Source organism: Nocardioides panaciterrulae (genome assembly GCF_013409645.1).
Classification (GTDB): domain Bacteria; phylum Actinomycetota; class Actinomycetes; order Propionibacteriales; family Nocardioidaceae; genus Nocardioides; species Nocardioides panaciterrulae.
Window position 1 is genome coordinate 501,030 of sequence record NZ_JACCBG010000001.1, and the last position, 22,041, is coordinate 523,070.

Sequence of the window (22,041 nt, forward strand, 5' to 3'; positions counted from 1 at the left end):
CTGCGGCTCTCGCGGTGGTGGGCAGGGGCGGGGTCGAACCGCCGACCTTCCACTTTTCAGGCGGACGCTCGTACCAACTGAGCTACCTGCCCAACCATCCGGTCCCGGGCGACAGGGCCGACCGGGGTGACGGACCTCAGGAAGGATACATGCGCGCCGGCGGGCGGTCATATCGGGATCGGGTGCCCGGGGAGGTGGCCCCCGGTGGCGGGCAGGGCAGCAGCGCGGGCACGTCCTGCGCACGCTCCCGGCGCCGGGCCGCCCCCGCGGCGAGGTCGGCCTGCCATCGGGCGCGCGGGATGGGGGTGAGCGACTCCGCGAGCGCCTCACGGACCACGCCGACCTCGAAGGAGTAGCGGTAGCGCGGCTCCTCGCGCACCACCCCGGCCGCCACCGCCGGTCCCAGCGCGTCGAAGACCGCGGTCGGCTCCAGGCCGGCGGCCTCGGCGAGCAGCGCGGCGTCGAAGGTCGGGTCGAGCAGGCTCGCGCCGGCGAGCAGGTCGAGCGTGCGGCGCGGGAGCGCGCCCAGCGCGGAGGTGACCACGGCGCGCACCGTCGCCGGCAGCGGCCCGCCCGGCAGCCGACCGTGGCGGGCGAGCTCGACCACCACGAACGGGTTCCCCTCGCTGCGTCGCGCGACGTCCGCGACCCGGCCCGGCCCCAGCGGCCCGGGGTGAACGGCCGCGAGCAGCTCGTCGACCTCCTCGGGGGCGAGCCCGCCCAGCGAATGGTGCACGGCCTGCGCCCTCCCGAGCGCGCCGAGCAGGCCGGCCATGGCGCCGGAGGCCGCCACCGGGGCCAGCCGCGAGGTGAGCAGCAGCAGGGGCACCGGCGGGCAGGTCTCCACCAGGTGGGCCAGGCCGACCAGGGTGGCCCGGTCCGCCCACTGGAGGTCCTCGAGCACCAGCAGCAGCGGCCGGCGGGCGGTGAGGCTCGCGACCAGGTCGACGACCTCCTCCGCCGCCGCCACCGGGGACGGCGGGACGGGACGGTGCGGCTCGGCGATGGCCGGCCGGTCGTCGGCCTCGCGCAGGCCGCTGGCCAGGCGGCGCCACGCCCACAGCTCGTCGCGTACGGCGGCCCGCGCGCAACCCACGCTGACGACCGCGAAGCCGCGCAGCCCGGCGTACCGCTCGGCCTCCCGGGCCAGCCGGGACTTGCCGAGCCCGTGCTCGCCGGTCAGGTGCAAGAGCTCCGGTCCGCCCGTGGCGCGGTCGACCAGCCGGCGCAGCAGCGCCCGCTCCTCGTGGCGGCCGACCAGGGCCGGCTCCCCGCCGGCGAGCCGGGCCGCGTCCGGCGAGGACGTCTCGAGGAGCGTCCCCGGCCGATGGTCCGCCGGCCGGTGGTCCGGGGCGGGCGCGAGGACCTGGTGCCGCACGATCGCGGTCTCCAGCACGCCCACGTCGGGCCCCGGGTCGAGGCCCAGCTCGTCGGCGAGCGCGGCGCGCAGCTCGCGCAACCGGGCGAGCGCCTCCGCCTGTCGGCCGGTCCGCGCCAGCGCGGTGGCCCACAGCGCCCAGATCCGCTCGTCCCAGGGGTTCTGGCCGGCCAGCCGGGCGAGGTCGGTGGCCGACGCGTGGCTGCCCAGCGCCAGCGCCGCGGTCAGCCGCAGCACCTCGGCGTCGAGCCGCAGCGCGTGCAGCCGGTCCCGCTCCAGGTCGGCCTCCAGGTGCACGCGCCGGCCCGCCCCGGGCCCGACGCCCGGCCCCACGTCCTGCTCGCTGCAGAGGTCGCAGAGCGGGTCGCCGCGCCACAACCCGAGTGCCGCCTCGAGCTCGTCGCGCCAGTCGGCCAGGACCGGTCGGCGGTCGGCCGGGTCGGCGAGGTGCAACGGCCCGGGGAGGAGCGCGGGCAGGGCCTGCGCGGCCCGGCGTACGACGGCCTCGAACCGCGCGGCGTCCACGGCGTCCGCCTCGAGGCGGAGGGCGTAGCCGCCGGGCTCGGTCACCAGCACGGTCGCGGGCGTCCGCGGGGCCCGCCGCGGCTCGAGCACCCGGCGCAGGTCGGCGACGTAGCCCTGTAGCGTGGTCGCGGCGGCCGCCGGCGGCGCGTCGCCCCACAGCGCCTCGCCCAGGGCGGCGGTGCTCACCCGGGCGCCCCGGTGCAGCGCGAGCACCGTGAGCAGGGCCCGGTGCCGGGTCGCGCCCAGCGCCCTGGTCCTGCCGCGTTCCACCACGACCGCGGGCCCCAGGATCCCCACCCGAACCTCGTGCATGACACCCCCCGGGACGCTCACCCAACGTCACCTGCTAACGTGTTTAGGTCGTAACGTATTACGGTGGGGCCATGGCGCGAGGTCACGATTCCGACACGACGCGTCTGCCGACCGACCCCAAGTCCGCGCCGCCGGACCTCGAGGACCTGCGGACCTTCCTCAACACCGACAACCGCTACTACGGGTTCGACGCGCTCGACGACACCGAACGGCGGCCGCTGTTCTGGGCGCGGTGGCTGCCCGCCTTCGACGTCACGGGCGTCGACGAGGAGGGCTGGCGCCGGCTCGCCGAGCTGCGAGACGCGATCCGGGCGCTGGTCTGCCGCGAGCCCGGCGCCGCGGAGCGGCTCAGCCGGGTCGCCGCCCGGCATCCCGTCCGGCTCGCCGTCGAGACCCGGGGCGACCGGCCGGTCGCCCGGCTGGTGCCCGCCGGCAACCGCCCGGAGGCCGCGATCGCGGCCACCCTGCTCGGCGCCGTCCGGGCCGCCCTGGACGACGGCCGGATCGCCCGGTTGCGGGTGTGCGACCGCGCCGAGTGCCAGTGGGTCTACTACGACAGCACCAAGAACCGCTCCGGCCGCTGGTGCAGCAGCGACCCCTGCGGCGACGTCATGAAGGCCCGGGCCTACCGCGCCCGGCAGGCCGCGGTCCGCGGCTGACCCGGTCCCGGCTCCGTCTGGGCCAGGTCACGGGGCAGGTCACGGGGCGGGTCACGGGGCGGGTCACGGGGTGGGACCGGACCCGCCCCAGCCCGGCCCCAGCGCCACCCCAGCGGGCCGGCCCAGCATGGCGGCGTCCCCCGACCAGGGGGGACCGGCCAGGGCAGGTCCCCATCCGGGCTCGCGGCCGGAGGGGCGCCGCCGGGGCATCACGACGGAGGAGAGGTCGCAGATGAGTCAGGGATCGCCGACACGGCAGAGAGGGACGCGGTGGGCAGTGCCGCGGCAGGCAGGACCGGGGCAGGCAGGACCGGGGCCGGCAGGATCGGGACCGGCGGGACCGGCGCGGTCGCGGCGGCGCGGCGCGCTGGCGCTGGCCACGGGGGCCGCGCTGGTCACGCTGGCGGCCTGCGGCGGCAACGAGGGCAGCACGGCGGACAAGCCGGACAAGGCGTTCCGCGAGCAGGGCGGCGTGACCAAGGACGCCGCGCGCCAGGGGCCGGCCCCGGACGTCGCCGGCGCGACCGCCGGCGGCACGGTCACGGTCTACCTGCCCGGTGACCCCGGCCCGGCCTCGATGGACCCGACCGACGGCTGGTCGGTGACCGGCAACTCGATCCAGCAGGCGCTGACCAGCCGCTCGCTGACCCAGTACGCGCGCGACCCGGAGTCCGGCGAGATGGTGCTGGTCCCGGACCTGGCCACCGACCTGGGCCACCACAACGACGACTTCACCGAGTGGACCTTCACGATCCGCGACGACGTGACCTGGGAGGACGGCTCGCCGGTCACCCCGGAGCAGATCGCCTGGGGCATCCAGCGCTCGATGGACTCCGACACGTTCCCGGCGGGCCCCGGGACGGAGTACTCCCAGACCTACTTCGAGGGTGCGGGCTCCTACCGGGGGCCCTACTCCGACCCGAAGGCCACCTGGAACGGCGTCACGGTCCACGGCCAGGACGTCACGCTGCACATGGCCCGGCCGTTCCCGGACATGGACTACTGGGGCGCCTTCGAGGCGATGGGCGCGGTGCCGCTCGGGAAGGCCAGCCAGCCCCCGGACTACGGCAAGCACATCATGTCCGACGGCCCGTACAAGGTGGAGTCCTTCCGCCCCAACGAGGAGCTCACCCTGGTCCGCAACGACCAGTGGGACCCCGCCTCGGACCCGGCTCGCCACCAGTACGTCGACAAGTGGGTCTTCAAGTTCAACCAGGACCAGGCCAAGGTCGACCAGATCATGCTCAGCGACAACACCGAGTCGCAGACCGCGCTGGCGACCCAGCTCGGCTCGAACAACTACGAGAAGGCCAACGCCCAACTCGGTGACCGGCTGGTCCAGCAGTCCTCGCAGTGCACGTCGTTCCTGGCGCCCGACTTCGACTCGACCGACGTCGACGTCCGCAAGGCGATCGCCTACGCCTACCCCTACCAGGACATGTGGCTGGCGACCGGGGAGGTCCCGGGCGTGACCCGGGTCCCGGCGAACTCGATGATGCCGCCGGGCATGGCGGGCAAGCACGACTACTTCGTCGACGGCGAGCAGTTCACCTACGACCCCGAGAAGGCCAAGGAGCTGCTGGCCAAGGCGGGCTACCAGCCCGGGGAGCTCACCGTGAGGATGGTCTACTACGAGCCCGACCCGCTCGCGGTGGCCGGCCAGAAGGTGCTGGTGAAGGGCATGGCCGAGGCCGGCATCACCGTCAAGGGCATCCCGGTGCAGGAGTCGCCGTACAACACCTGGACCAACCCCGACGACAAGCTCAACCGGTCGCTGAACCTGCGGGGCGTGAACTGGTGCTCCGACTGGCCCTCGGGGCTGACGATGATGCCGCCGCTGCTGCACACGAGCGCGGTCTACAACACCGCGCACTTCTCGGAGAAGTCCGTGGACCAGCGGATGTCGGAGATCACCGGGATGCCGCTGGACCAGCAGGCCGACGCCTGGGGTGCGTTGGACCAGAAGGTCGAGACCACGTGGTTCCCGTTCATCCCGACCGCGTTCCAGAACCAGCTGTTCGCCTTCGGCTCCAAGCTCGGCAACCCCGCCGGCGACGGCCAGATGGGGGCGCCCGACTACAAGGACCTGTTCGTCACCCGGTGACCGGCAGGGCGGCGGCCGCGGGCCGGACGCCGTCGCAACCCCGGACGGGGGCCCGCGCGGGCCCCCGTCCGGGGCGTTTGGAGGGGTGCGCGGGCCGCCCCTATGCTGCTCGGAGCAGTCCCGGCCCCCATCGTCTAGCGGCCCAGGACCCCGCCCTTTCACGGCGGTAGCGCCGGTTCGAATCCGGTTGGGGGTGCGATCCGGAGGTGGTGCGGCTCCCGAGCCGGCCGGAGCGGGCTCGATTGGGAGAGAGCCGCACCGATGGGTTATGGTTTCACCCGCCTCGCCATCGAGGCACTGGCCCCGTAGCGCAGTTGGTTAGCGCGCCGCCCTGTCACGGCGGAGGCCGCGGGTTCGAGTCCCGTCGGGGTCGCAGAGGAGCGCTCCGGACCACCTGGTCCGGAGCGCTCGTGCATTTCCCTCTTGCACTGACACCGCGCACTGACACCGCGCACTGCCGCCGTCGTCGTGGCGCGACAATGGACGCGTGCCGATCGACATGGACCCCGGGGCCTTCGACGCGCTCGTGGACCGGGCGCTCGACGAGATCCCCGACGGGATCGCCGCGCTGGTGCACAACGTCGTGGTGCTCGTCGAGGACGAGCCGCCGGAGGGAGAGCCCCCCGACCTGCTCGGGTTGTACGACGGGGTCGCGCTGACCGAGCGCTGGGGCAGCCCGCCGGGGGAGCTCCCCGACCGCATCCTGGTCTTCCGCGGCCCGCTGCTCGACCTGTGCGCCACCGAGGCGGAGTTGGAGGAGGAGGTCCGCATCACCGTGGTGCACGAGATCGCCCACCACTTCGGCCTCGACGACGCCCGGCTGCACGAGCTCGGCTACGGCTAGCCGACCCCGTCGGCAGGAGCCCTGGACCGTCCGGAGCCGGGACCGTCAGGAGCCGACCCCGGAGTGGGCCTCCCAGGGCACGGGCGCGGCATCGGCGCCCTGCCGGACGAACTCGCCGAGGAACCAGCGCTGGAACTGCTGCTGCTCGGGGCTGCGGGCCAGCGACAGCAGCCGCTGCTGGCGGCAGAAGTCGTCGGCGAGCTCGAGCAGCTCCAGGAACCGGCCGATCTGCCCGGCGGTCTCCCGGCGTACGCGCAGGTGCAGGTCGGTGTGCTCGCGGCCGGTCAGCAGCGCCGCGTCGATCTGCTCCGCGCCCATGTTCTCGCGCAGCTCGCGGTCCAGCGAGCCGAACACGTCGGAGAGGCTCTTGGCCAGCGGGTAGTCCGACTCGTGCGCGAGCGCGAGCAGCCGCACCTCGCGGCGCAGCTCGCGGTAGTGGTGCTGGAAGAGCAGGTGGGTGCGCAGCGGCACCCCGAGGATGGCCACCGTGACGTCGTCCTCGTGCGGCTCGCGCGGGGTGCGGTCGGTGACCCCGGTGATCAGGCCCTCGGTCAGCTGCTCGAGGACGTGGTCGCTGGGCGCGAACCACACCACCTTGCCGTCGTCCTCGATCTCCGCGCCCCAGGCGTCGGCGCAGCGGGCCACGATGCCCAGGCCGCGACCGAAGGTCAGCAGCAGCTCGTCGCTGTCGGTGGGCAGTGCCTCGGGCAGCGCGGGCGGCTCCACCGAGCCGTCGCGCACCTCCACCCGCGGGTGCTCGCGAGTGCCCCGGACCCGGACCGAGATCGGGGGCACGGCGTGCAGCAGCGCGTTGGTGACCAGCTCGGAGACCCCGAGCTCCGCGCACTCCACGAGGTCCGGGCGATCGATGTCACGGCAGGTCTCAACCACCCAGCGGCGTGCGTTCTGCACGCCCCGGGGACCTGAGCCCAGGGACAGGGCCGGCCTGTTGAGAGGCACGTGTGGACTTTCGTCTGCGAGGGTCGATCACGTCATTGTCCTGCCGCCTACCCCGGAAGATCGGTAGCGAAACATGCCTGGGTGCAAAGTTTCTGCAGTGGTCCACGGGGCGCGCGGCGGGAATGCCACCCGATTGGTCAAGCGTTGCCCTACGGCGGGACAATGTGGAGTGGAGCAGAGGGCCGTCGGGTACGACGACCGACGTCGCCGCAGGAAAGGACCGGCATGGCAGGCATGCAGACCGAGCAGGACCACGCCACCTCGCGCAGCGGGGAAACCCGCCACCAGGTGGTGGTGATCGGCTCCGGGTTCGGGGGCCTCTTCGGCACCAAGGCGCTGCGGCGCTCCGACGTCGACGTGACCATGGTCGCGAAGACCACCCACCACCTGTTCCAGCCGCTGCTCTACCAGGTGGCCACCGGCATCCTCTCCGAGGGCGAGATCGCGCCGCCCACCCGGGAGGTGCTCAGCGGGCAGGACAACGCCCAGGTGCTGCTCGGCGAGGTCAGCGCCATCGACCTGGAGCGGCGCACGGTCACCTCGCAGGTGCTCGGCCGCGAGACGGTCTCGTCGTACGACTCCCTGATCGTGGCCGCCGGCGCGGGCCAGTCCTACTTCGGCAACGACCAGTTCGCCGAGTTCGCCCCCGGCATGAAGAGCATCGACGACGCGCTGGAGCTGCGCGGCCGGATCTTCGGTGCGTTCGAGCTCGCCGAGCTCGGCGCCAAGCGCGGCGACAACGTCGACCACCTGCTCACGTTCATCGTGGTCGGTGCCGGCCCCACCGGGGTGGAGATGGCCGGCCAGATCGCCGAGCTCGCCCACCGCACGCTCAAGCGCGACTTCCGCTCGATCAACACCCGCAGCGCGCGGGTGGTGCTGGTCGACGCCGCGCCGCAGGTGCTGCCGCCGTTCGGCCAGAAGCTCGGCGCCGCGACCAAGACCGAGCTGGAGCGGCTCGGCGTCGAGGTGATCCTCGGCGCGATGGTCACCGACGTCGACGAGCGCGGCATCGAGATGAAGTTCAAGGACGGCCGGGTCGAGCGCATCGACACCGTCACCAAGATCTGGGCCGCCGGCGTCCAGGCCAGCCCGCTGGGTCGGACGCTCTCGGAGCAGACCGGCGCGCCGCTGGACCGGGCCGGCCGGATCAGCGTCAACCCCGATCTCACGCTGCCCGGGCACCCCGAGGTGTTCGTGGTCGGCGACATGATCTCGCTGGACAACCTGCCTGGCGTCGCGCAGGTGGCCATCCAGGGCGCGAAGTACGCCGCGGAGGAGATCGACCGGCGGCTGAAGGGCAAGCCGTCGCAGGGCCCGTTCAAGTACTTCGACAAGGGCTCGATGGCGATCATCAGCCGCTTCCGGGCGGTCGCGATGGTCGGCAAGCTGCGGTTGACCGGCGTGATCGCCTGGCTGATGTGGCTGGCGGTCCACCTCTTCTACATCACCGGGTTCAAGAACCGGATCACCGCGGTGCTGCACTGGTTCGTCTCCTTCCTCGGCCGCGGCCGGTCCGAGCGGACCACCACCGAGCAGCAGATCTTCGCCCGCACCGCGCTCGCCCGGCTCAAGGGCGGCGCCGCCGACCTGGTCTCCGAGCCGGGGGCGTACGACGCGGCCCGGTCGCTGCTGGAGACCACCCGCCGCGCCGAGCTCGAGGCGATCGCCGCCGAGGAGGCGCGGCTCACCGACCAGCACGAGCGCGGCATCAAGGTCGGCCGCTCCGCCTCCTGACCCTCCGCACGCCGAGTCGGCGCATGTTGACGGGTGCGGGGATCAACGAGCGCCGACTCGAGGTGCTTGGTACGCCGAGTCGGCGCATGTTGACGGGCGCGGGCGTCAACGAGCGCCGACGCGGCGGTCGGGCAGCGGTTGGACGGTGATCCAGTAGCGGCGCTTCCCGGCCCGCACGTCCTCGAGCCGGCCGCCGGCGCCCTCGATCGTGCGGCGCGAGGCCACGTTGTCCTCGTCGCAGGTCACCAGCACCCGGTCCAGGCCGAGCTCGGCGGCCCGCGCCAGGCTCAGGCCGAGCGCGCGGGACGCGTGGCCGTGGCGGCGGCGGGAGGGGCGCACCGAGTAGCCGATGTGCCCACCCACCTCGAGCAGGTAGTCGTTGAGCCGGTGCCGCAGCGCGAGAAAGCCGATCATCTCGCCCTCGTCGACGATCCAGAAGTAGTCGCAGGGCACCCGGTCCGCGGGGAGCTCCGCTGCGGGGTCGGCGAAGCGCAGCCGGTCGGCGACGAACGCCTGGCACGCATCGCGGCCGACGAACCGGTCCTCCGGACCGATGCCGGACCCGTGCGGGAAGTCGTCGCCGAACTCCTTCAGCGTCGCTTCCCAGGAGTCGTACCAGCGGACGTCGGGAGTCACCAGCTCGGTCATGGGGGCGATTCGACCAGCAATGACCGGGCCCGGCCACCGGATAAGTGCCGGGGATCGCCCTCTCGCGCCCGTGAGACTGCCGGAGATCGCCCTCTCGCGCCCGTGAGACTGCCGGGGATTGCCCGCTCGCGGGGGTGGTCAGGGTTCGCCGAGCAGGGTGCCGAGCGGGCCGAGGTCGAGGTTCAGGTCGGCGGAGGTGAGCCCGAAGCGGCTCTTGAGGTCCTCCATCGCCTGCTCGAGGTGCATCAGGCCGGTGCCGAGCCCCTCGATCTGCTCGTCGGTGAGGTCGCCCTCCTCGACCCGGCGCAGCGCCTGCTTCTCCATCAGCTGGCGGACCAGCTCGACGATGGTCAGCACCAGCTTGAACAGGTCGCGCTCCACGCCCTCGGCGTCGGTCTCGAGACGCTGGGGGAGCCGGTACAGCTCGCTCACGGCGCCCCCACCTCGCCCGCACTCGCGGCCATCTCGGCCCGCACCGAGGTGACCAGGGCGTGCAGCCGCACCTGCACCAGGTCGACACCCGCCAGCGAGATCACCACGTCGCCGGCGAGCACGACCCCGGTGCCCAGCAGCCGGTCGAGCAGGTCGACGAGCGCGATCTGCCGGCCGCCGGGAGTCCCGCCGGCGGGCCCGGTCGGCTCGAGCGTCGAGGTCACGACTGCTCCAGCGTCGCGAAGGAGTAGGGCGGCCAGGGACCCTCGTGCTCCACGATCACGTCGGGGTTCCCGGCCACGATCTCGTCGATGGCGGCCGCGAAGCGGTCGCTGTCGTCGGCGGCGACCAGGTAGGCGCCGTTGTGCAGCATCCGCTCGGCGCGTCCGGTCAGCCGTGGGTCCTGCGCCGCGAGCCGCCGGCTCGCGACCGACACCCCGACCAGCCGCTGGTGGACCTCGTCGGCCAGCAGCAGCGAGGTGGTCTCCTCGGCCCGGGCGGCCCGGGCCTCGGCCTGCTTGCGCTGGAGGTACGCCGCCCCGCTGCCGGCGGGCGCCGAGCCCGACGGGGGCGCGTCGGGCCGGCGGGCGGCGTAGACCTTCACGCTCCACTCGACCCGATCGGCGACCCGGTCGAGCACCTCCTCGAGCTCGTCGTGCCAGGCGTCCAGCCGCTCGACCACCCCGGCGTCGTCGAGGCAGATGGTCGCCAGCCGCAGCGGGGCGGTGGGCGCGCCCGCGGCGGCCGCCTGGACCACCGCGTCGTGCCCGCGGGCCACCCGCTCCAGCCAACCGAGGTCCTCGAGGTTGGCCCGCAGCCCGGCCTCGCCGTACTCCTCGAGGTCGACGCTGCTCACGACCGCGGTCAGGCCGCGGTGCGAGACCAGCTCCAGGCGGCCGCCGTCGAGCCCGGTGGCGCCGTCGAGCGCGTCCGGGGCGAGGCCGCGAACCACGGCGTACACGTAGCGTCCCGGGTCAGCCATCGCTCTCCTCCGGCTCCCGACCGTCCGCCCCCCGGCCGGACTCCAGCGCCTCGATGCGCTGCCGCAGCTCGCGGTTCTCGTCGGCGAGCGTGCGCTCGGACCCGTTGAGCATGGGGTCGTGGCGCCACCAGTCGATGCCCATCTCGGCGGCCTTGTCGACCGAGGCGACGAGCAGCCGGATCTTGATGGTGAGCAGCTCGATGTCGAGCAGGTTCACCCGGATGTCGCCGGCGATCACGATGCCCTTGTCGAGCACCCGCTCGAGGATGTCGGCGAGGTTGGCCGGCTGGGGGCGGCCGCCCTGGGACGGCGGCTGGTAGTACGGCCGGGGTGCCGGCCGGGACTCGGTCGGCTCGGTCATCTCAGTCCTCTCCCGCGGCGCCGCGCACGTAGCGGGCACGACGCTGGTAGCCCTCGAGCTCTCCGTGCTCGTCCATCGTCACGGCGTAGCTGGCCAGCACGTCGGTGGTGTTGGGCACCCGGCGCAGCTCGAGGACCTCGACCTCGACGGTCCAGCCGTCCTCGGTGCGCTCGAGGCCGATGATGCCCTCGGGCTCCTTGCCGGTCAGCTCGACGAGCTGACGGGAGGCCTCCGCCGCGACCTGCCGGCCGCTCGGCCGCCGGCGCGGTTCGGACCGGGCGGCGGCCGGCCGCCTGGCCCCGGACTCGTCCCCGTCCGACCTGCTGGCGGGCCTGCCGGCCGACCTGCTGGTGGTCTTGCTGGTGGTCTTGCCGGTGGTCTTGCCGGTGGTCTTGCCGGTGGCCTTGTTGGGCGTGCTGCCCGATCCGCTCCCGGTCCGCCTCGGTGCCTGGGTCATCGCTGCCCCTCCCGCCGTCGCTGCTGGCCCTCCATGAGTCGGTCGACCAGCATGTCCTCCCATGCCGTGGCCTGCTCCTCGTCGAGCTCGCCGGACCGCCGCCGCCGATCGACGTCCTCGAGCTGGGCGCGGATGGCGGCGGGGTCGTAGTAGGCGTCCTGGGCCTGCTTGAGCACCTGGTCGGCGACCGCGATGGTGCCGGCCAGCGGCGCCAGCGGCAGGCCGAGCACCCCGGAGATCAGGCCCATCCCTCGCTCCCGACGAAGTCGTAGGCCGCGACCGGGCCGACCAGCCGCAGCCGCACCCGCTCGTGGACGGCCTCCGCGAGCTCCTCCAGGAAGCGCTCGAAGTCCGCGCGGCGGTCGTCGTCGACCAGCAGGGCCACGTCCACGACGTGGTCCAGGCCGCCGCCGGAGCGCTGCGAGTACGCCGCGGCGTACGGCAGCACCGCTTCGAGCAGCGCCTCGGCCTCGGCCTCGCGCTTGGCCTCCATGGCCCGTGCGACCAGCTCGCCGAGGCGCACGCGCTCGGGGTACGCCGCGTCCTCGGGCAGGTCGCGGGTGTGCTCGTGCAGGCGCCGGACCTCGGGGTCCTCGGCAACCACCTCGGCCAGCACGACGGGCTCGTGGAAGCTCGCCCGCAGCGTGAACTGCGCGCGACCCGCGAGGTCGGTGAGCAGCCCGGAGAGCTCCTCCTCGCGCGGGTCGAGCAGGTCCGCGACGACGCTCTCGGTGTCGAGCAGCACCGACCCGAACTGGACCGGCGCGACCGGCATCTGCCCGGCCAGCGCGTTGAGCACCTCGGTGTAGGCGAGCAGGTCGCCCCGGCGACCCGAGGTCCGGTCCAGGTCGATCTCGCCGACGACGGCCGCGAGCGGGCCGTGCGGCACGAGGTGCACCGGCGAGTCCTCCACACCGGTCAGCCCCTCGGGCAGCCGGCTGCCGGCCTCGACCACGCCGTACACGAACCAGCCGTGGCCGGGCGCGGGCTGGAGCTCCACGGACGTCGCCGTGGCGGTCATCGCGACTCCTCACGGCGGCGCGACGAGGACTTCTTCGCGGGCCGGCGCCCACGGTCGTCGTCGTCGCCACCGCCGGTGAGGGCGCCCTTGGCGCCCCGCACCGCCCCGCCGACCTTCTTGGCCGCACCGCCCTCCTGCATGCTGCCGATGAACTCGTCGAGCGGCTTGCCGCCGCCGTTCTCGACCAGGTCGAGCCGGTTGGTGGCCTCGGCGAAGCGCAGGTAGGTGTCGACGCTGGCGATCACGATGCGGGCGTCGATCGTGAGCAGCTCGATGCCCACGAGCGAGACCCGGATGTAGGCGTCGATGACGATGCCCTTGTCGAGGATGACCTCGACGACGTCGGCGAGCCCGCTCGGGGCGGGGCGGTCGAGGTAGCCGCCGCCTCCGCGGCGGGCCTGCTGAACGGTCATGGGACGTCCTCCTGGGTGGATGCGGCCGGGATGGGCCGGCGGGGGTGGAGTGGTGCCTCGGTGACTGTGGGCGAGGGGCTGAGGTCAGCTCGCGCGGCGGCGCGGCCGGCGCTCCTCCTGCTCGTCCTCCTCCTCGTCGTACTCGTCCTCAGGCTCCTCTTCTTCCCCGTCCTCTTCGTCGTACTCGTCTTCCTGGGACTCGTCCTCGGGCTCCTCCTCGGCGTCCTCCTCGGCGTCCTCGTCGGACTCCTCGTCGGACTCCTCGTCCTCGTACTCGTCCTCGGGCTGGTCCTCGCCCTCCTCGGACTCCTCGCCCTCGTACTCGTCCTCGGCGTCCTCGTCGGACTCCTCGCCCTCGTACTCGTCCTCGGGCTCCTCCTCGGACTCCTCGCCCTCGTCGTAGTCCTGGCCCGACTCCTGGTCGGACTCCTCCTCCGAGGACTGCTGCTCCTCCTCGAGCGCCTCCTCGTGGGTCTGGACGACCTCGCCGTCCTCGATCGTCCCGCGCCAGCCCTCGACCTCGTCCTGGTCGAGGATGGTCCGGGTCATCACGTGGCGGCGGAAGTGCTTGAACTCCGCTCGCGCCCGACGGCCCTGGGCGCGCCAGATGTTGCCGGTCTTCTCGAAGAGACCCTGCGGGTAGTACTCCAGGACCAGCAGGATCCGGGTGAGGTTCGGCGCGACCTCGTGGAAGGTGACCGCGCCGTCGACGTGGCCCTTCTCGCCCTTGGAGCGCCACACGATCCGCTCGTCGGGCACCTGCTCGAGGATCGTCGCCTCCCACGTGCGGTGGGACCAGACGATCTTGGCCTTGAACGCGAGCTTGTTGTCCTCGACGGCCTCGACCTTCTCGACCTTCTTCATGAAGTTCGGGAACTCGCCGAACTCGGTCCACTGGTTGTACGCCGTGCGGAGCGGCACACCCACGTCGATGGACTCGATGATGTTCGTCGACTTCGTGGCCTTGGGACTCTTGTCGCCCTTGCCGCCTCCGCCGGTGATCTTGTCCTTGACGCCGGACGCCATGCCCTTGACCGCGCCCATGACCGGGCTCTCGCCCTTGGCCTTGGCCTCACCGCCCTTGACCACGGCATTGCTGATCGGACCGCCGTCGGCGATGCCCTCGAACCGCTCGGTCAGCCCGCCGACCCGGTCGGAGGCGGACTTCACCGCCTTCTCACCGGCCGCCTTCAGCAGATCGGTCCCGGCGGTCTTGAGCTTGCTGGCTGCTTCGTTGCTCGCCACTCAGATCACCGCCCCGACCGGCTCGAGGAGCGCGAGGACGACTTCTTCGCGCTCGAGCGGCTGCTGCTGCCGGACTTCTTGGCCGGAGCCTTCTTCGCCGGAGCCTTCTTGGCGGCGGTCTTCTGGGCCGGCGCCTTCTTGGCAGGGGCCTTCTTGGCGGCGGTCTTCTTCGCGGGCGCCTTCTTGGCCGGAGCCTTCTTGGCGGCGGACTTCTTGGCGGGGGCCTTCTTCGCCGCGCTCTTGCGGGCCGAGCTCGCGCGGGAGCTGCTGCGCCGACGCGGGGCGGGCTCCTCTTCGGCCTCCTCCTCGTCCTGGGGCTCCTCCTCGGACGTCTCGTCCTCGGGCTCCTCCTCGGAGGCCTCGTCCTCTGGCTCCTCGCCCTCGTCGTACTCGTCCTCGGGCTGCTCCTCGGACTCTTGGCCTTCGCCCCCGTCTTCGTACTCGTCCTCAGGCTCCTCGTCGGACTCCTCGCCCTCGTACTCGTCCTCAGGCTCCTCGTCGGACTCCTCGCCCTCGTACTCGTCCTCAGGCTCCTCGTCGGACTCCTCGCCCTCGTACTCGTCCTCAGGCTCCTCGTCGGACTCCTCGCCCTCGTCCTCCGAGGACGAGAGCTCCGGGACGGAGCGCAGCTGCTCGGTGATCGACTCCAGCCGCGAGGTCGCGGTGGTCAGGGCGGCGGCCTTCACGGCCTCGAGCAGCCGACCGCGGACGTCGTCCTGGAGCTTCTTCAGCTCGGGGTTGGAGTCGATGAGCTTGCTGCCCTGGGACATCAGGGCCTGGGGGTTGGTGGCGATGCGCTGGCCGGCCAGCATGCTGCCCAAGGTGATGGCGAGCCTCATCTTCTTCGTCCGGCCGAGCAGATAGCCTCCGGCGACCCCGACGGCGATCTTCGTCGTTGCTGACATGCTCCCTCGTTCCGTGAGCCGCGCTGAACACACGCGGGGTGGGTCCTCCCTCTGATCCCGAGGCGGTACCCCCGGTCTGGACCGACAAACATCCGCCCGGCGCGTCGCGGGGCCCGTCGCCCATTTAGGGGAAGCCGTTGCGCAGGGGCATGCAAGCCCCCCGAGTCGGCGCTCGTTGACACCCCCGGTACACCGAGTCGGCGCTCGTTGACACGGCAGCGCGCCCGGGCGAACCACCGCCGAGCGGCGGATCCGGGAACGGGCGGTGAGTCAGCCACCGTCTCCGTGCACCCCGGGGGTGGCTGAGCCACCGGCGCGCGCCCTGGCCGCGCCGCCCGGCGTACGTCGGAGCGCGCGTCAACGAGCGCCGACTCGGCGAGTCCCAGCCCGTCAACGAGCGCCGACTCGGCGAGTCCCAGCTCAGCCCGTCAACCCGTCAACGAGCGCCGACTCGGGGGAGTGGGTCGCCGTCGACCCAGACGCCGGCCACGTCGGCATCGGTGCCGAGCGCGAACGCCCGGGCCAGCGCGGCCTCGGGGGAGGAGGCGTGCCGCAGCGCGACGTCGAGGGTCGAGCCGCCGGCCGGCCGCAGCCACACCGCGTCGAACCGCTTGCCCACCGACAGGTCGCCTACCAGCGAGGACAGGCCGAGCGCGGCAGCGCCGGCCGACGTGGCCAGGTGCAGCAGGTGCGCCGGGGTCAACGGGTAGCCGGCCGCGCCGAGCTGCTGCTGGGTGAAGTAGGCCTGCAGCCCCTCCTTGAGCATCGAGAAACCGGTGCCGGCACCGACGTCCGACCCGAGCGCGACCCGTACGCCGGCGTCGACGTGGCGCGCCAGCGGGAACGCCCCCGACGCCAGCGCGGCGTTGCTCGTGGGGCAGTGCGCGACGCTCGCCTCCCGCGCGGCGAGCAGCTTGACGTCCGCCTCGGCTGGGTGGACGTCGTGCGCGAGCACGCTGCGCGGACCCAGCAGCCCGTGCCGGTCGTAGCTCTGGGTGTAGGAGCAGTCGAAGAGCCGCTCGACGTGCAGGATCTCCTCGAGGTTCTCGTTGAGGTGGGAGGTGAAGTAGGCCCCCGGCACGTCGTCGAGCAGCGCCCGGCACGCCGCGAGCATCTCGTCGCTGCAGGAGAGCGAGAACCGCGGGATCACGGCGTACCGGTTCCGCCCGCGGTCGTGCCACCGCTCGGCCAGCGCCAGCCCCTCCTCGTGGCCGCGCGCCGGCGTCGTCAGCAGGGCGGGGCGCAGCAGCCGGTCGCTGACCACCAGCCCGCTGGTGATCCGCAGCCCCACACGCGCGGCCGCGGCGAAGAGCCGGTCGACCGCGGGGGCGTAGTGGGCGCCGAAGACCAGCGCGGTGGTGGTGCCGGCCCGGGCGAGCGCGCCGACGAAGTCCTCGGCTACGGAGCCGGCGTACGACGGGTCCGCCAGCCTGGCCTCCTCGGGCAGCGCGCACTGCTCGAGCCAGTCCAGCAGCGGCATCCCCAACCCGCCGATCACCCGCACCTGCGGGAAGTGCACGTGGGTGTCGACGAAGCCGGGCAGCACCAGCCCGTCGGAGAGGTCCACCACCTCCTCGTCGGGGTGCCGGGCCCGCAACGCCGCCCACGGCCCGCGGTCCTCGATCACCCCGGCCCGGACCAGCAGCGCCACGTCGGCCTCCGCCCGCATCGGCGCGCCGAGGAACGGGTCGTCGGGGGTGTCCAGCACCGTCCCGCGGAACAGCGTCACCGGGCCGCGTCCCGGCCCTGCGCAAACCCGTACGACGGGTCCGGCCCCGGCTCGTCCGGCCCTGGCTCGTCCCGTACCGGCTCGTCCGACGGGGCGAACGACCGCAGCAGCGTCGCGGCCACGCCGACCGCGATCGTGGCGGGGTCCTTGCCGGCCAGCTCCGGCAGCCCGATCGGGGTGGTGACCCGGTCGAGCGCGGCCGCGGGATGTCCCTCGGCGAGCAGCTTGCTCCGGAACCGCGCCCACTTCGCGCTCGACCCGATCAGCCCGAGGGTCCCCAGGCGGTCGGGATCGCCGTCGACCAGCCGCAGCGCCGCGTCGCAGAGCGCGGCGTCCTCCGCGTGGTCGTGGGTCATCACCAGCACGTGGCTGCCCCTCGGCAGGCCGCCGAGCACCAGCTCGGGCAGCACCGGAACGGGGTGCACGTGCACGCGGGCCACCGCGTCGTCGAGCACCGACAGCCGCGCCGGGGAGAGCTGGTCGGGTCGCGAGTCGACCAGGTGCAGGTCGAGCTCGTGCCGGGCCAGGATCCGGGCCAGCTCCCAGCCCACGTGTCCCATCCCGAAGACGGCCACCGCGGGCACCACCGCGAGCGGCTCGAGCAGCAGCGTCACCTCGCCGCCGCAGCACTGCACGCCGTGCTGGTAGGCCGCCCGGTCCGACAGCCCGACCTCGAGCAGCTCGGGGGACGCCCCGCTCGACGAGCCCGACGACCCCGACGACCCCGAGGTCCCCGAGGTCCCCGACGCGGAGGACGCCGCGAGCATCGCCCGGGCCCGCTCGACCGCGACCGCCTCGAGGTTGCCGCCACCGACCGAGCCCCACGTCGCCGACGCGGAGACGACCATCTTCGCGCCGGCCTGCCGCGGCGCGTGGCCGCGCACGCCCGCGACGGTGACCAGCACCCCCGGCGTACGCGTCTCACGGAGCCGGGCGAGCGCCCCCAGCCAGTCCATGCCGCTCACACCCCGTCCACGACGGGCACCTCGAGCCGGGCGGTGGCGCGTTCGGAGGCCGGCCGCAGCGGCGGCCCGTCCACGGCCTCGGGCTCGACCGCGGCCCCGTCCCGCGCCGGCGGGCGACCGCCGCAGCGGGCGGACTGCAGTGCCCAGAAGACCGCCTCGGGGATCGCCGGCGAGGCCAGGTCGACGCTGGTCCCGGGCGGCCCGAACGCCGCCGCGGCCTGCCGCAGCGCCTCGCGCACGCAGAACGCCAGCATCAGCGGCGGCTCGCCCACGGCCTTCGAGCCGTGCACCACGCCGTCCTCCGTGGCGTCCTCCAGCAGCGCGACGTTGAAGTCGACCGGCATCTCCGAGAGGCTCGGCAGCTTGTAGGTGCTGGCGGCCTGGGTGAGCAGCCGGCCGCGGCCGGGCCCGTCGGACTCGTCCCAGCGCAGGTCCTCCAGCGTCAGCCACCCGGCGCCCTGCACGAACCCGCCCTCGATCTGGCCGAGGTCGACGAGCGGGGAGAGGCTGTCGCCGACGTCGTGCACGATGTCGACGCGGCGCAGCGTGTAGCCGCCGGTGAACCCGTCGACCTCGACCTCGGCCGCGGCGGCGCCGTACGCGAAGTACTTGAACGGCTGCCCGGTCATCGTGGTCGAGTCCCAGTGCAGGCCCTCGGTCCGGTAGAAGCCGGCGGCCCACAGCTGCACCCGGTCGAAGTACGCCGTGCGCACGACCTCCGCCCACGGCGTCCCCGCGTCGAGCCGGTCGGCCACCGGCCGCAGCCGCGCCAGGATCTGCCGGCAGGCGTCCGCGACCGCGGCCCCGTTGAGGTCGGCGCCGGAGCTGGCCGCGGTGGCGGAGGTGTTCGGCACCTTGTCGGTGCGGGTGGGCGAGAGCCGCACCAGCTCGAGGGGTACGCCGAGCTCGGCGGCCGCGACCTGCCGCATCTTGGTGTGCAGGCCCTGGCCCATCTCGGTGCCGCCGTGGTTGATCAGCACCGAGCCGTCCTTGTAGACGTGCACGAGCGCGCCGGCCTGGTTGAAGGCGGTGAAGTTGAACGAGATGCCGAACTTCACCGGCGTGATCGCCAGGGCCCGCCGGGCGTGCGGATGCGAGCAATTGAACGCGGCCACCTCCGCCCGGCGGTCCTCGAAGCCCGAAAACGCGAGCAATTGTTCCCAGACCCGCTCAAGCCGGTCGGCGTGGCGCACCTCCTGGCCGTACGGCGTGGCCTGGCCGGGCGCGTAGAAGTTGCGGCGGCGCAGCTCGGCCGGGTCCAGGCCGAGCAGCGGGGCGCACCGGCCCAGCACGTCCTCGATCACGAGCATGCCCTGCGGCCCGCCGAAGCCGCGGAACGCGGTCTGCGAGGTCTTGTGGGTGCGGGCGACCCGGCCGTGCACCAGCACGTGCGGGATCCAGTAGGCGTTCTCGACGTGGCACAGCGCCCGGGCCAGCACCGGCTCGGAGAGGTCCAGGCTCCAGCCGCCGTCGGAGGTCAGCGTCGCCTCGAGCGCCTGCAGCCGGCCGTCGTCGTCGAACCCGACCCGCCACTGGGCGTGGAACCCGTGCCGCTTGCCGGACATGGTCAGGTCCTGGGTGCGGTTCAGCCGCAACCGGACCGGCCGCCCGGTCAGCACCGACCCGAGCGCCGCGACCGCGGCGTACCCGTGCGGCTGCATCTCCTTGCCGCCGAAACCGCCACCCATCCGCAGGCACTGCACCACCACGTCGTGGCTGGCCAGGCCGAGCACGTGGGCGACGATCTCCTGGGTCTCGGTGGGGTGCTGGGTGCTGGCCTGCACGAAGACCTGGCCGGACTCGTCGACGGTCGCCAGCGAGTTGTGGGTCTCGAGGTAGAAGTGCTCCTGCCCGGCGAGGTCGAGCTCCCCGCTGAACACGTGGGCCGAGGCCGCCAGCCCGGCCTCGACGTCGCCGCGCGCCATCGTCGGCCGACCGCCCTGGAAGCTGCCGGCCGCGATCGCCTCGCGGACGGTCAGCAGCGCCGGCAGCGGCTCGTAGTCGACCTCGACCGCGGCCGCGCCCAGGCGCGCCGCCTCGGGGGTCTCGCCGAGCACCCAGCAGACCGCCTGGCCGTGGAACATCACCTCGTCGGGGAACAGCGGCTCGTCGCCCTTGACGCCGGAGTCGTTGACGCCGGGCACGTCCGCGCCGGTGAGCACCCGGACCACCCCCGGCACGTCGTACGCCGGGGCCGGTCGCAGCGCCGTCACCCGGGCGTGGGCGTGCGGTGCCTGGACCGGCCAGGCGTGCAGCAGGCCGGTGGCCCGGGCGCCGAGGTCCTCGGTGTAGAGCGCCTCACCGGTGACGTGCAGCTCCGCGCTCTCGTGCGGCAACGCCTCTCCGACGCTCATGCCCGGCCCCCCAGATCCAGTTGCGCCTCGTCGGTGCGCGCCCACAGCTTCAGCAGGGCCTGCCCGAGCATCGCCGAGCGGTAGGCCGCGCTCGCCCGGTGGTCGTCCATCGGGGTGCCCTCGGCCGCCATCACCTCCGCGGCCGCCCGGACGGTCCCCTCGGTCCAGGGCCGGCCGGTCAGCGCCTCCTCGGTGCGCAGCGCGCGGACCGGGGTGGCGGCCACCCCGCCGAGGCCGATCCGGGCCCGGCGTACGACGCCGTCGGCGACGTCGAGCGCGAAGCCGACCGCGACGCTGGAGATGTCGTCGAACCGCCGCTTGGCGATCTTGTGGAAGCCGGTCAGCGGCGCCAGCGGCAGCGGGATCCGCACCGCCCGGATCAGCTCGTCGGGACGCCGGACGGTCTGCCGGTAGCCGGTGAAGAACTCCGCCAGCGGCACCTCCCGCTCCCCGTCGGCCGCCGCGAGCAGGACCGTCGCGTCGAGCGCGAGCAGCGCCGGCGGGGTGTCGCCGATGGGGGAGGCGGTGGCGAGGTTGCCGCCGAGCGTGGCGGCGTTGCGGATCAGCCGGGAGGCGAAGAGCGGGAAGGCCGCGGCCAGCAGCGGCACCCGGCCGTCGAGCGCCCGCTCCACCTCGGTCAGCGTGAGGGCGGCGCCGAGCTCGATCCGGTCCGCGTCGACGGCGAAGCCGCGCAGCTCGGGCAGCCGGTCGACGGCCACGGTCAGCGGCGCGCGGGCGGCGCGCAGGTTGACCTCGACGCCCCAGTCGGTGGAGCCGGCGACCACGACCGCGGCCGGGTGCTCGGCGAGCACCGCGAGGGCGTCGGCCAGGGTCGCCGGCCGGACGAACGCGGCGCCCTCGGCATCGTTGCGGCCGGGGGAGGGCCGCGGCGCGGGCCCGGCCCGTCGGACGGCCAGCGGGTCGTCGGCGGGCGCTTGCGCCGCCAGCGCGAACGCGGCGTCGCGGATCGGCCGGTAGCCGGTGCAGCGGCACAGGTTGCCGCTCAGGGCGTGCAGGTCGAAGCCGTTCGGCCCGTGCTCGGGGTCGGCGGTCCCGTTCGCCGTCCGGCCGGGGCGGTAGTACTCCGCGGCCATGCTGCACACGAACCCCGGCGTGCAGTAGCCGCACTGCGACCCGCCGCGGTGCGCGAGCTCGCGCTGCACCGGGTGCAGGTCGCGGCTGGTGCCCAGCCCCTCGGCGGTCACGACCTCCTGGCCGGCGAGCGCGGCGGCCGGCAGCAGGCATGCGTTGACCGCGGTCCACTCGGTCCCGGCGCCGCCGCCGGCGAGGTCGGCGCCGTCGCCGGCGAGGTCGCCGGTCGGGGCGGGACGGGCGAGCAGCACCGAGCAGGCGCCGCACTCACCCTCGTTGCAGCCCTCCTTGGCACCGGTCAGGCCGAGGGCGCGCAGCCAGGTCAGCGCGGAGGTGTACGCCGGGGTCCCGGCCAGCGGCCGGTCCGTGCCGTTGACGGTGGCGGTGGGTGTGTCCATGGATCCGTTCCCTGCTCGCGGTGGGGCGCCCCGCGGGTCGCGGGGTCGCCGGCGGTCGCGGCGCCGGGCTGGCGGCGTCGCGGGTCAGCAGGGTCGGTGGCCGTGGGCCACCCGGCCGCGGGTCCAGGCGGTGCAGTGGACGCGACGACGTACGTCGTCGGGGCGCCGCTCGAGCACCATCACCACCTCCGGGCAGGCCTCCCGCCGGCACGAGGGGCGCCGGTGGGTCTGGGGCGAACCTACGTCGGGTGTGACCCGGGCCACAAGCACCACGCCGCCGACGGCGGGTCGAGCGGGCCACAGCGGAGCGCGAGGAGGGCTCGGCGGACGGGTCTCGGAGGTCAGAGGAGATCTCGGGTCGCCCCGTGGCTCAAGATCTCCTTCGGGGTCGAGCGGGTGCAGGGATCGGTAGGCCCCGTGGGACTCGAACCCACAACCAAGAGATTAAAAGTCTCCTGCTCTGCCAATTGAGCTAGGGGCCCGGCGTATGGGACCAACCAAGGGGACAGCGAAGAGAACA

At 73.8% G+C, this 22,041-nt stretch carries 21 protein-coding genes and 4 tRNA genes; 6 read left to right on the forward strand and 19 right to left on the reverse strand.

Translation table 11 applies throughout. The features are described from left to right. Positions 1–15: 15 nt before the first annotated feature. Positions 16–92, reverse strand: a tRNA-Phe gene (locus tag BJZ21_RS02305). A 44-nt stretch (positions 93–136) separates the two neighbouring features. Then, positions 137–2,200 carry a BTAD domain-containing putative transcriptional regulator gene (locus BJZ21_RS02310; RefSeq protein ID WP_179662283.1) on the reverse strand — a complete coding sequence of 688 codons (2,064 nt, stop codon included), beginning with the start codon at positions 2,198–2,200 and terminating at the stop codon, positions 137–139. 86 nt (positions 2,201–2,286) lie between these two features. Between BJZ21_RS02310 and BJZ21_RS02315 the strand changes: the two genes are divergently transcribed. The 5 genes from BJZ21_RS02315 (at position 2,287) to BJZ21_RS02335 (ending at position 5,822) form a co-directional block, all read left to right on the forward strand. Further along, entirely contained in the window at positions 2,287–2,874 is a 588-nt protein-coding gene (locus tag BJZ21_RS02315) for a CGNR zinc finger domain-containing protein (protein WP_179662284.1), read from the forward strand. A 277-nt stretch (positions 2,875–3,151) separates the two neighbouring features. After that, on the forward strand, positions 3,152–4,978 hold the full coding sequence (locus BJZ21_RS02320) for an ABC transporter substrate-binding protein (RefSeq protein WP_179662285.1): 1,827 nt from the start codon (positions 3,152–3,154) through the stop codon (positions 4,976–4,978). Between the two features lie 123 nt (positions 4,979–5,101). After that, positions 5,102–5,174, forward strand: a tRNA-Glu gene (locus BJZ21_RS02325). 103 nt (positions 5,175–5,277) lie between these two features. After that, positions 5,278–5,351, forward strand: a tRNA-Asp gene (locus BJZ21_RS02330). A gap of 114 nt (positions 5,352–5,465) precedes the next feature. Then, positions 5,466–5,822 (forward strand): metallopeptidase family protein, encoded by a 357-nt coding sequence (locus BJZ21_RS02335; protein ID WP_343051912.1) that lies wholly within the window; start codon positions 5,466–5,468, stop codon positions 5,820–5,822. A 45-nt stretch (positions 5,823–5,867) separates the two neighbouring features. Here BJZ21_RS02335 and BJZ21_RS02340 read toward each other — a convergent pair whose 3' ends face one another. Beyond that, positions 5,868–6,734: an ATP-binding protein gene (locus tag BJZ21_RS02340; RefSeq protein ID WP_343051913.1), complete on the reverse strand. Its 867-nt coding sequence runs from the start codon at positions 6,732–6,734 to the stop codon at positions 5,868–5,870. Positions 6,735–7,007: 273 nt separating this feature from the next. Here BJZ21_RS02340 and BJZ21_RS02345 point away from each other — a divergent pair, with 273 nt between their 5' ends. Further along, complete coding sequence (locus BJZ21_RS02345) at positions 7,008–8,519, forward strand: NAD(P)/FAD-dependent oxidoreductase (protein WP_246298438.1); 1,512 nt, start codon at positions 7,008–7,010, stop codon at positions 8,517–8,519. Positions 8,520–8,624: 105 nt separating this feature from the next. Here the strand turns inward: BJZ21_RS02345 and BJZ21_RS02350 are convergent, their stop codons facing one another. The 16 genes from BJZ21_RS02350 to BJZ21_RS02425 all read right to left on the reverse strand — a co-directional run bounded on the left by BJZ21_RS02350 (position 8,625) and on the right by BJZ21_RS02425 (position 22,003). Continuing rightward, positions 8,625–9,167, reverse strand: coding sequence for a GNAT family N-acetyltransferase (locus BJZ21_RS02350; protein WP_179662287.1), 543 nt, complete (start codon positions 9,165–9,167; stop codon positions 8,625–8,627). A 138-nt stretch (positions 9,168–9,305) separates the two neighbouring features. Further along, on the reverse strand, positions 9,306–9,599 hold the full coding sequence (locus tag BJZ21_RS02355) for a gas vesicle protein GvpK (RefSeq protein ID WP_179662288.1): 294 nt from the start codon (positions 9,597–9,599) through the stop codon (positions 9,306–9,308). Continuing rightward, positions 9,596–9,823: a gas vesicle protein gene (locus BJZ21_RS02360; protein ID WP_218851243.1), complete on the reverse strand. Its 228-nt coding sequence runs from the start codon at positions 9,821–9,823 to the stop codon at positions 9,596–9,598. Before BJZ21_RS02360 ends, BJZ21_RS02355 begins: the two co-directional genes overlap by 4 nt. Further along, positions 9,820–10,581 (reverse strand): GvpL/GvpF family gas vesicle protein, encoded by a 762-nt coding sequence (locus BJZ21_RS02365; RefSeq protein ID WP_179662289.1) that lies wholly within the window; start codon positions 10,579–10,581, stop codon positions 9,820–9,822. Before BJZ21_RS02365 ends, BJZ21_RS02360 begins: the two co-directional genes overlap by 4 nt. Next, entirely contained in the window at positions 10,574–10,942 is a 369-nt protein-coding gene (locus BJZ21_RS02370) for a gas vesicle protein (protein WP_179662290.1), read from the reverse strand. The genes BJZ21_RS02365 and BJZ21_RS02370 overlap by 8 nt, the downstream gene beginning before the upstream one ends. 1 nt (position 10,943) lies before the next feature. Beyond that, on the reverse strand, positions 10,944–11,399 hold the full coding sequence (locus BJZ21_RS02375; protein WP_179662291.1) for a gas vesicle protein GvpO: 456 nt from the start codon (positions 11,397–11,399) through the stop codon (positions 10,944–10,946). Next, positions 11,396–11,647, reverse strand: coding sequence for a gas vesicle protein GvpG (locus tag BJZ21_RS02380; protein WP_179662292.1), 252 nt, complete (start codon positions 11,645–11,647; stop codon positions 11,396–11,398). Before BJZ21_RS02380 ends, BJZ21_RS02375 begins: the two co-directional genes overlap by 4 nt. Beyond that, positions 11,638–12,420 carry a GvpL/GvpF family gas vesicle protein gene (locus BJZ21_RS02385; protein WP_179662293.1) on the reverse strand — a complete coding sequence of 261 codons (783 nt, stop codon included), beginning with the start codon at positions 12,418–12,420 and terminating at the stop codon, positions 11,638–11,640. Before BJZ21_RS02385 ends, BJZ21_RS02380 begins: the two co-directional genes overlap by 10 nt. Next, positions 12,417–12,833: a gas vesicle protein GvpJ gene (gene gvpJ, locus BJZ21_RS21905; RefSeq protein WP_179662294.1), complete on the reverse strand. Its 417-nt coding sequence runs from the start codon at positions 12,831–12,833 to the stop codon at positions 12,417–12,419. Before gvpJ ends, BJZ21_RS02385 begins: the two co-directional genes overlap by 4 nt. Before the next feature lie 84 nt (positions 12,834–12,917). Next, positions 12,918–14,078 carry an SRPBCC family protein gene (locus BJZ21_RS02395; RefSeq protein WP_179662295.1) on the reverse strand — a complete coding sequence of 387 codons (1,161 nt, stop codon included), beginning with the start codon at positions 14,076–14,078 and terminating at the stop codon, positions 12,918–12,920. 5 nt (positions 14,079–14,083) lie between these two features. Then, positions 14,084–14,983 (reverse strand): histone H1-like repetitive region-containing protein, encoded by a 900-nt coding sequence (locus tag BJZ21_RS02400; RefSeq protein ID WP_179662296.1) that lies wholly within the window; start codon positions 14,981–14,983, stop codon positions 14,084–14,086. 436 nt (positions 14,984–15,419) lie between these two features. Continuing rightward, positions 15,420–16,712 carry a guanine deaminase gene (locus tag BJZ21_RS02405; protein ID WP_179662297.1) on the reverse strand — a complete coding sequence of 431 codons (1,293 nt, stop codon included), beginning with the start codon at positions 16,710–16,712 and terminating at the stop codon, positions 15,420–15,422. Then, a complete protein-coding gene (xdhC, locus tag BJZ21_RS02410) occupies positions 16,709–17,668 on the reverse strand; it encodes a xanthine dehydrogenase accessory protein XdhC (RefSeq protein ID WP_179665460.1) in 960 nt (319 codons plus the stop codon). Before xdhC ends, BJZ21_RS02405 begins: the two co-directional genes overlap by 4 nt. Before the next feature lie 5 nt (positions 17,669–17,673). Continuing rightward, positions 17,674–20,031 carry a xanthine dehydrogenase molybdopterin binding subunit gene (gene xdhB / locus BJZ21_RS02415; RefSeq protein ID WP_179662298.1) on the reverse strand — a complete coding sequence of 786 codons (2,358 nt, stop codon included), beginning with the start codon at positions 20,029–20,031 and terminating at the stop codon, positions 17,674–17,676. Next, the gene (locus tag BJZ21_RS02420; protein ID WP_179662299.1) at positions 20,028–21,521 is read right to left on the reverse strand and encodes a xanthine dehydrogenase small subunit; all 1,494 of its coding nucleotides are present in this window, start codon (positions 21,519–21,521) and stop codon (positions 20,028–20,030) included. Before BJZ21_RS02420 ends, xdhB begins: the two co-directional genes overlap by 4 nt. Before the next feature lie 409 nt (positions 21,522–21,930). After that, positions 21,931–22,003 (reverse strand) — tRNA-Lys (locus BJZ21_RS02425). Between the last annotated feature and the right edge of the window lie 38 nt (positions 22,004–22,041).

What these genes read in the sequence shown, in the direction of transcription:
- BJZ21_RS02315 (WP_179662284.1), top strand. Translation starts at nt 2,287, where the DNA reads ATGGCGCGAGGTCACGATTCCGACACGACGCGTCTGCCGACCGACCCC.
- BJZ21_RS02345 (WP_246298438.1), top strand. Translation starts at nt 7,008, where the DNA reads ATGGCAGGCATGCAGACCGAGCAGGACCACGCCACCTCGCGCAGCGGG.
- BJZ21_RS02350 (WP_179662287.1), bottom strand. Translation starts at nt 9,167, where the DNA reads ATGACCGAGCTGGTGACTCCCGACGTCCGCTGGTACGACTCCTGGGAA.
- BJZ21_RS02365 (WP_179662289.1), bottom strand. Translation starts at nt 10,581, where the DNA reads ATGGCTGACCCGGGACGCTACGTGTACGCCGTGGTTCGCGGCCTCGCC.
- BJZ21_RS02370 (WP_179662290.1), bottom strand. Translation starts at nt 10,942, where the DNA reads ATGACCGAGCCGACCGAGTCCCGGCCGGCACCCCGGCCGTACTACCAG.
- BJZ21_RS02375 (WP_179662291.1), bottom strand. Translation starts at nt 11,399, where the DNA reads ATGACCCAGGCACCGAGGCGGACCGGGAGCGGATCGGGCAGCACGCCC.
- BJZ21_RS02380 (WP_179662292.1), bottom strand. Translation starts at nt 11,647, where the DNA reads ATGGGCCTGATCTCCGGGGTGCTCGGCCTGCCGCTGGCGCCGCTGGCC.
- BJZ21_RS02385 (WP_179662293.1), bottom strand. Translation starts at nt 12,420, where the DNA reads ATGACCGCCACGGCGACGTCCGTGGAGCTCCAGCCCGCGCCCGGCCAC.
- gvpJ (WP_179662294.1), bottom strand. Translation starts at nt 12,833, where the DNA reads ATGACCGTTCAGCAGGCCCGCCGCGGAGGCGGCGGCTACCTCGACCGC.
- BJZ21_RS02400 (WP_179662296.1), bottom strand. Translation starts at nt 14,983, where the DNA reads ATGTCAGCAACGACGAAGATCGCCGTCGGGGTCGCCGGAGGCTATCTG.
- xdhC (WP_179665460.1), bottom strand. Translation starts at nt 17,668, where the DNA reads ATGGACTGGCTGGGGGCGCTCGCCCGGCTCCGTGAGACGCGTACGCCG.
- xdhB (WP_179662298.1), bottom strand. Translation starts at nt 20,031, where the DNA reads ATGAGCGTCGGAGAGGCGTTGCCGCACGAGAGCGCGGAGCTGCACGTC.
- BJZ21_RS02420 (WP_179662299.1), bottom strand. Translation starts at nt 21,521, where the DNA reads ATGGACACACCCACCGCCACCGTCAACGGCACGGACCGGCCGCTGGCC.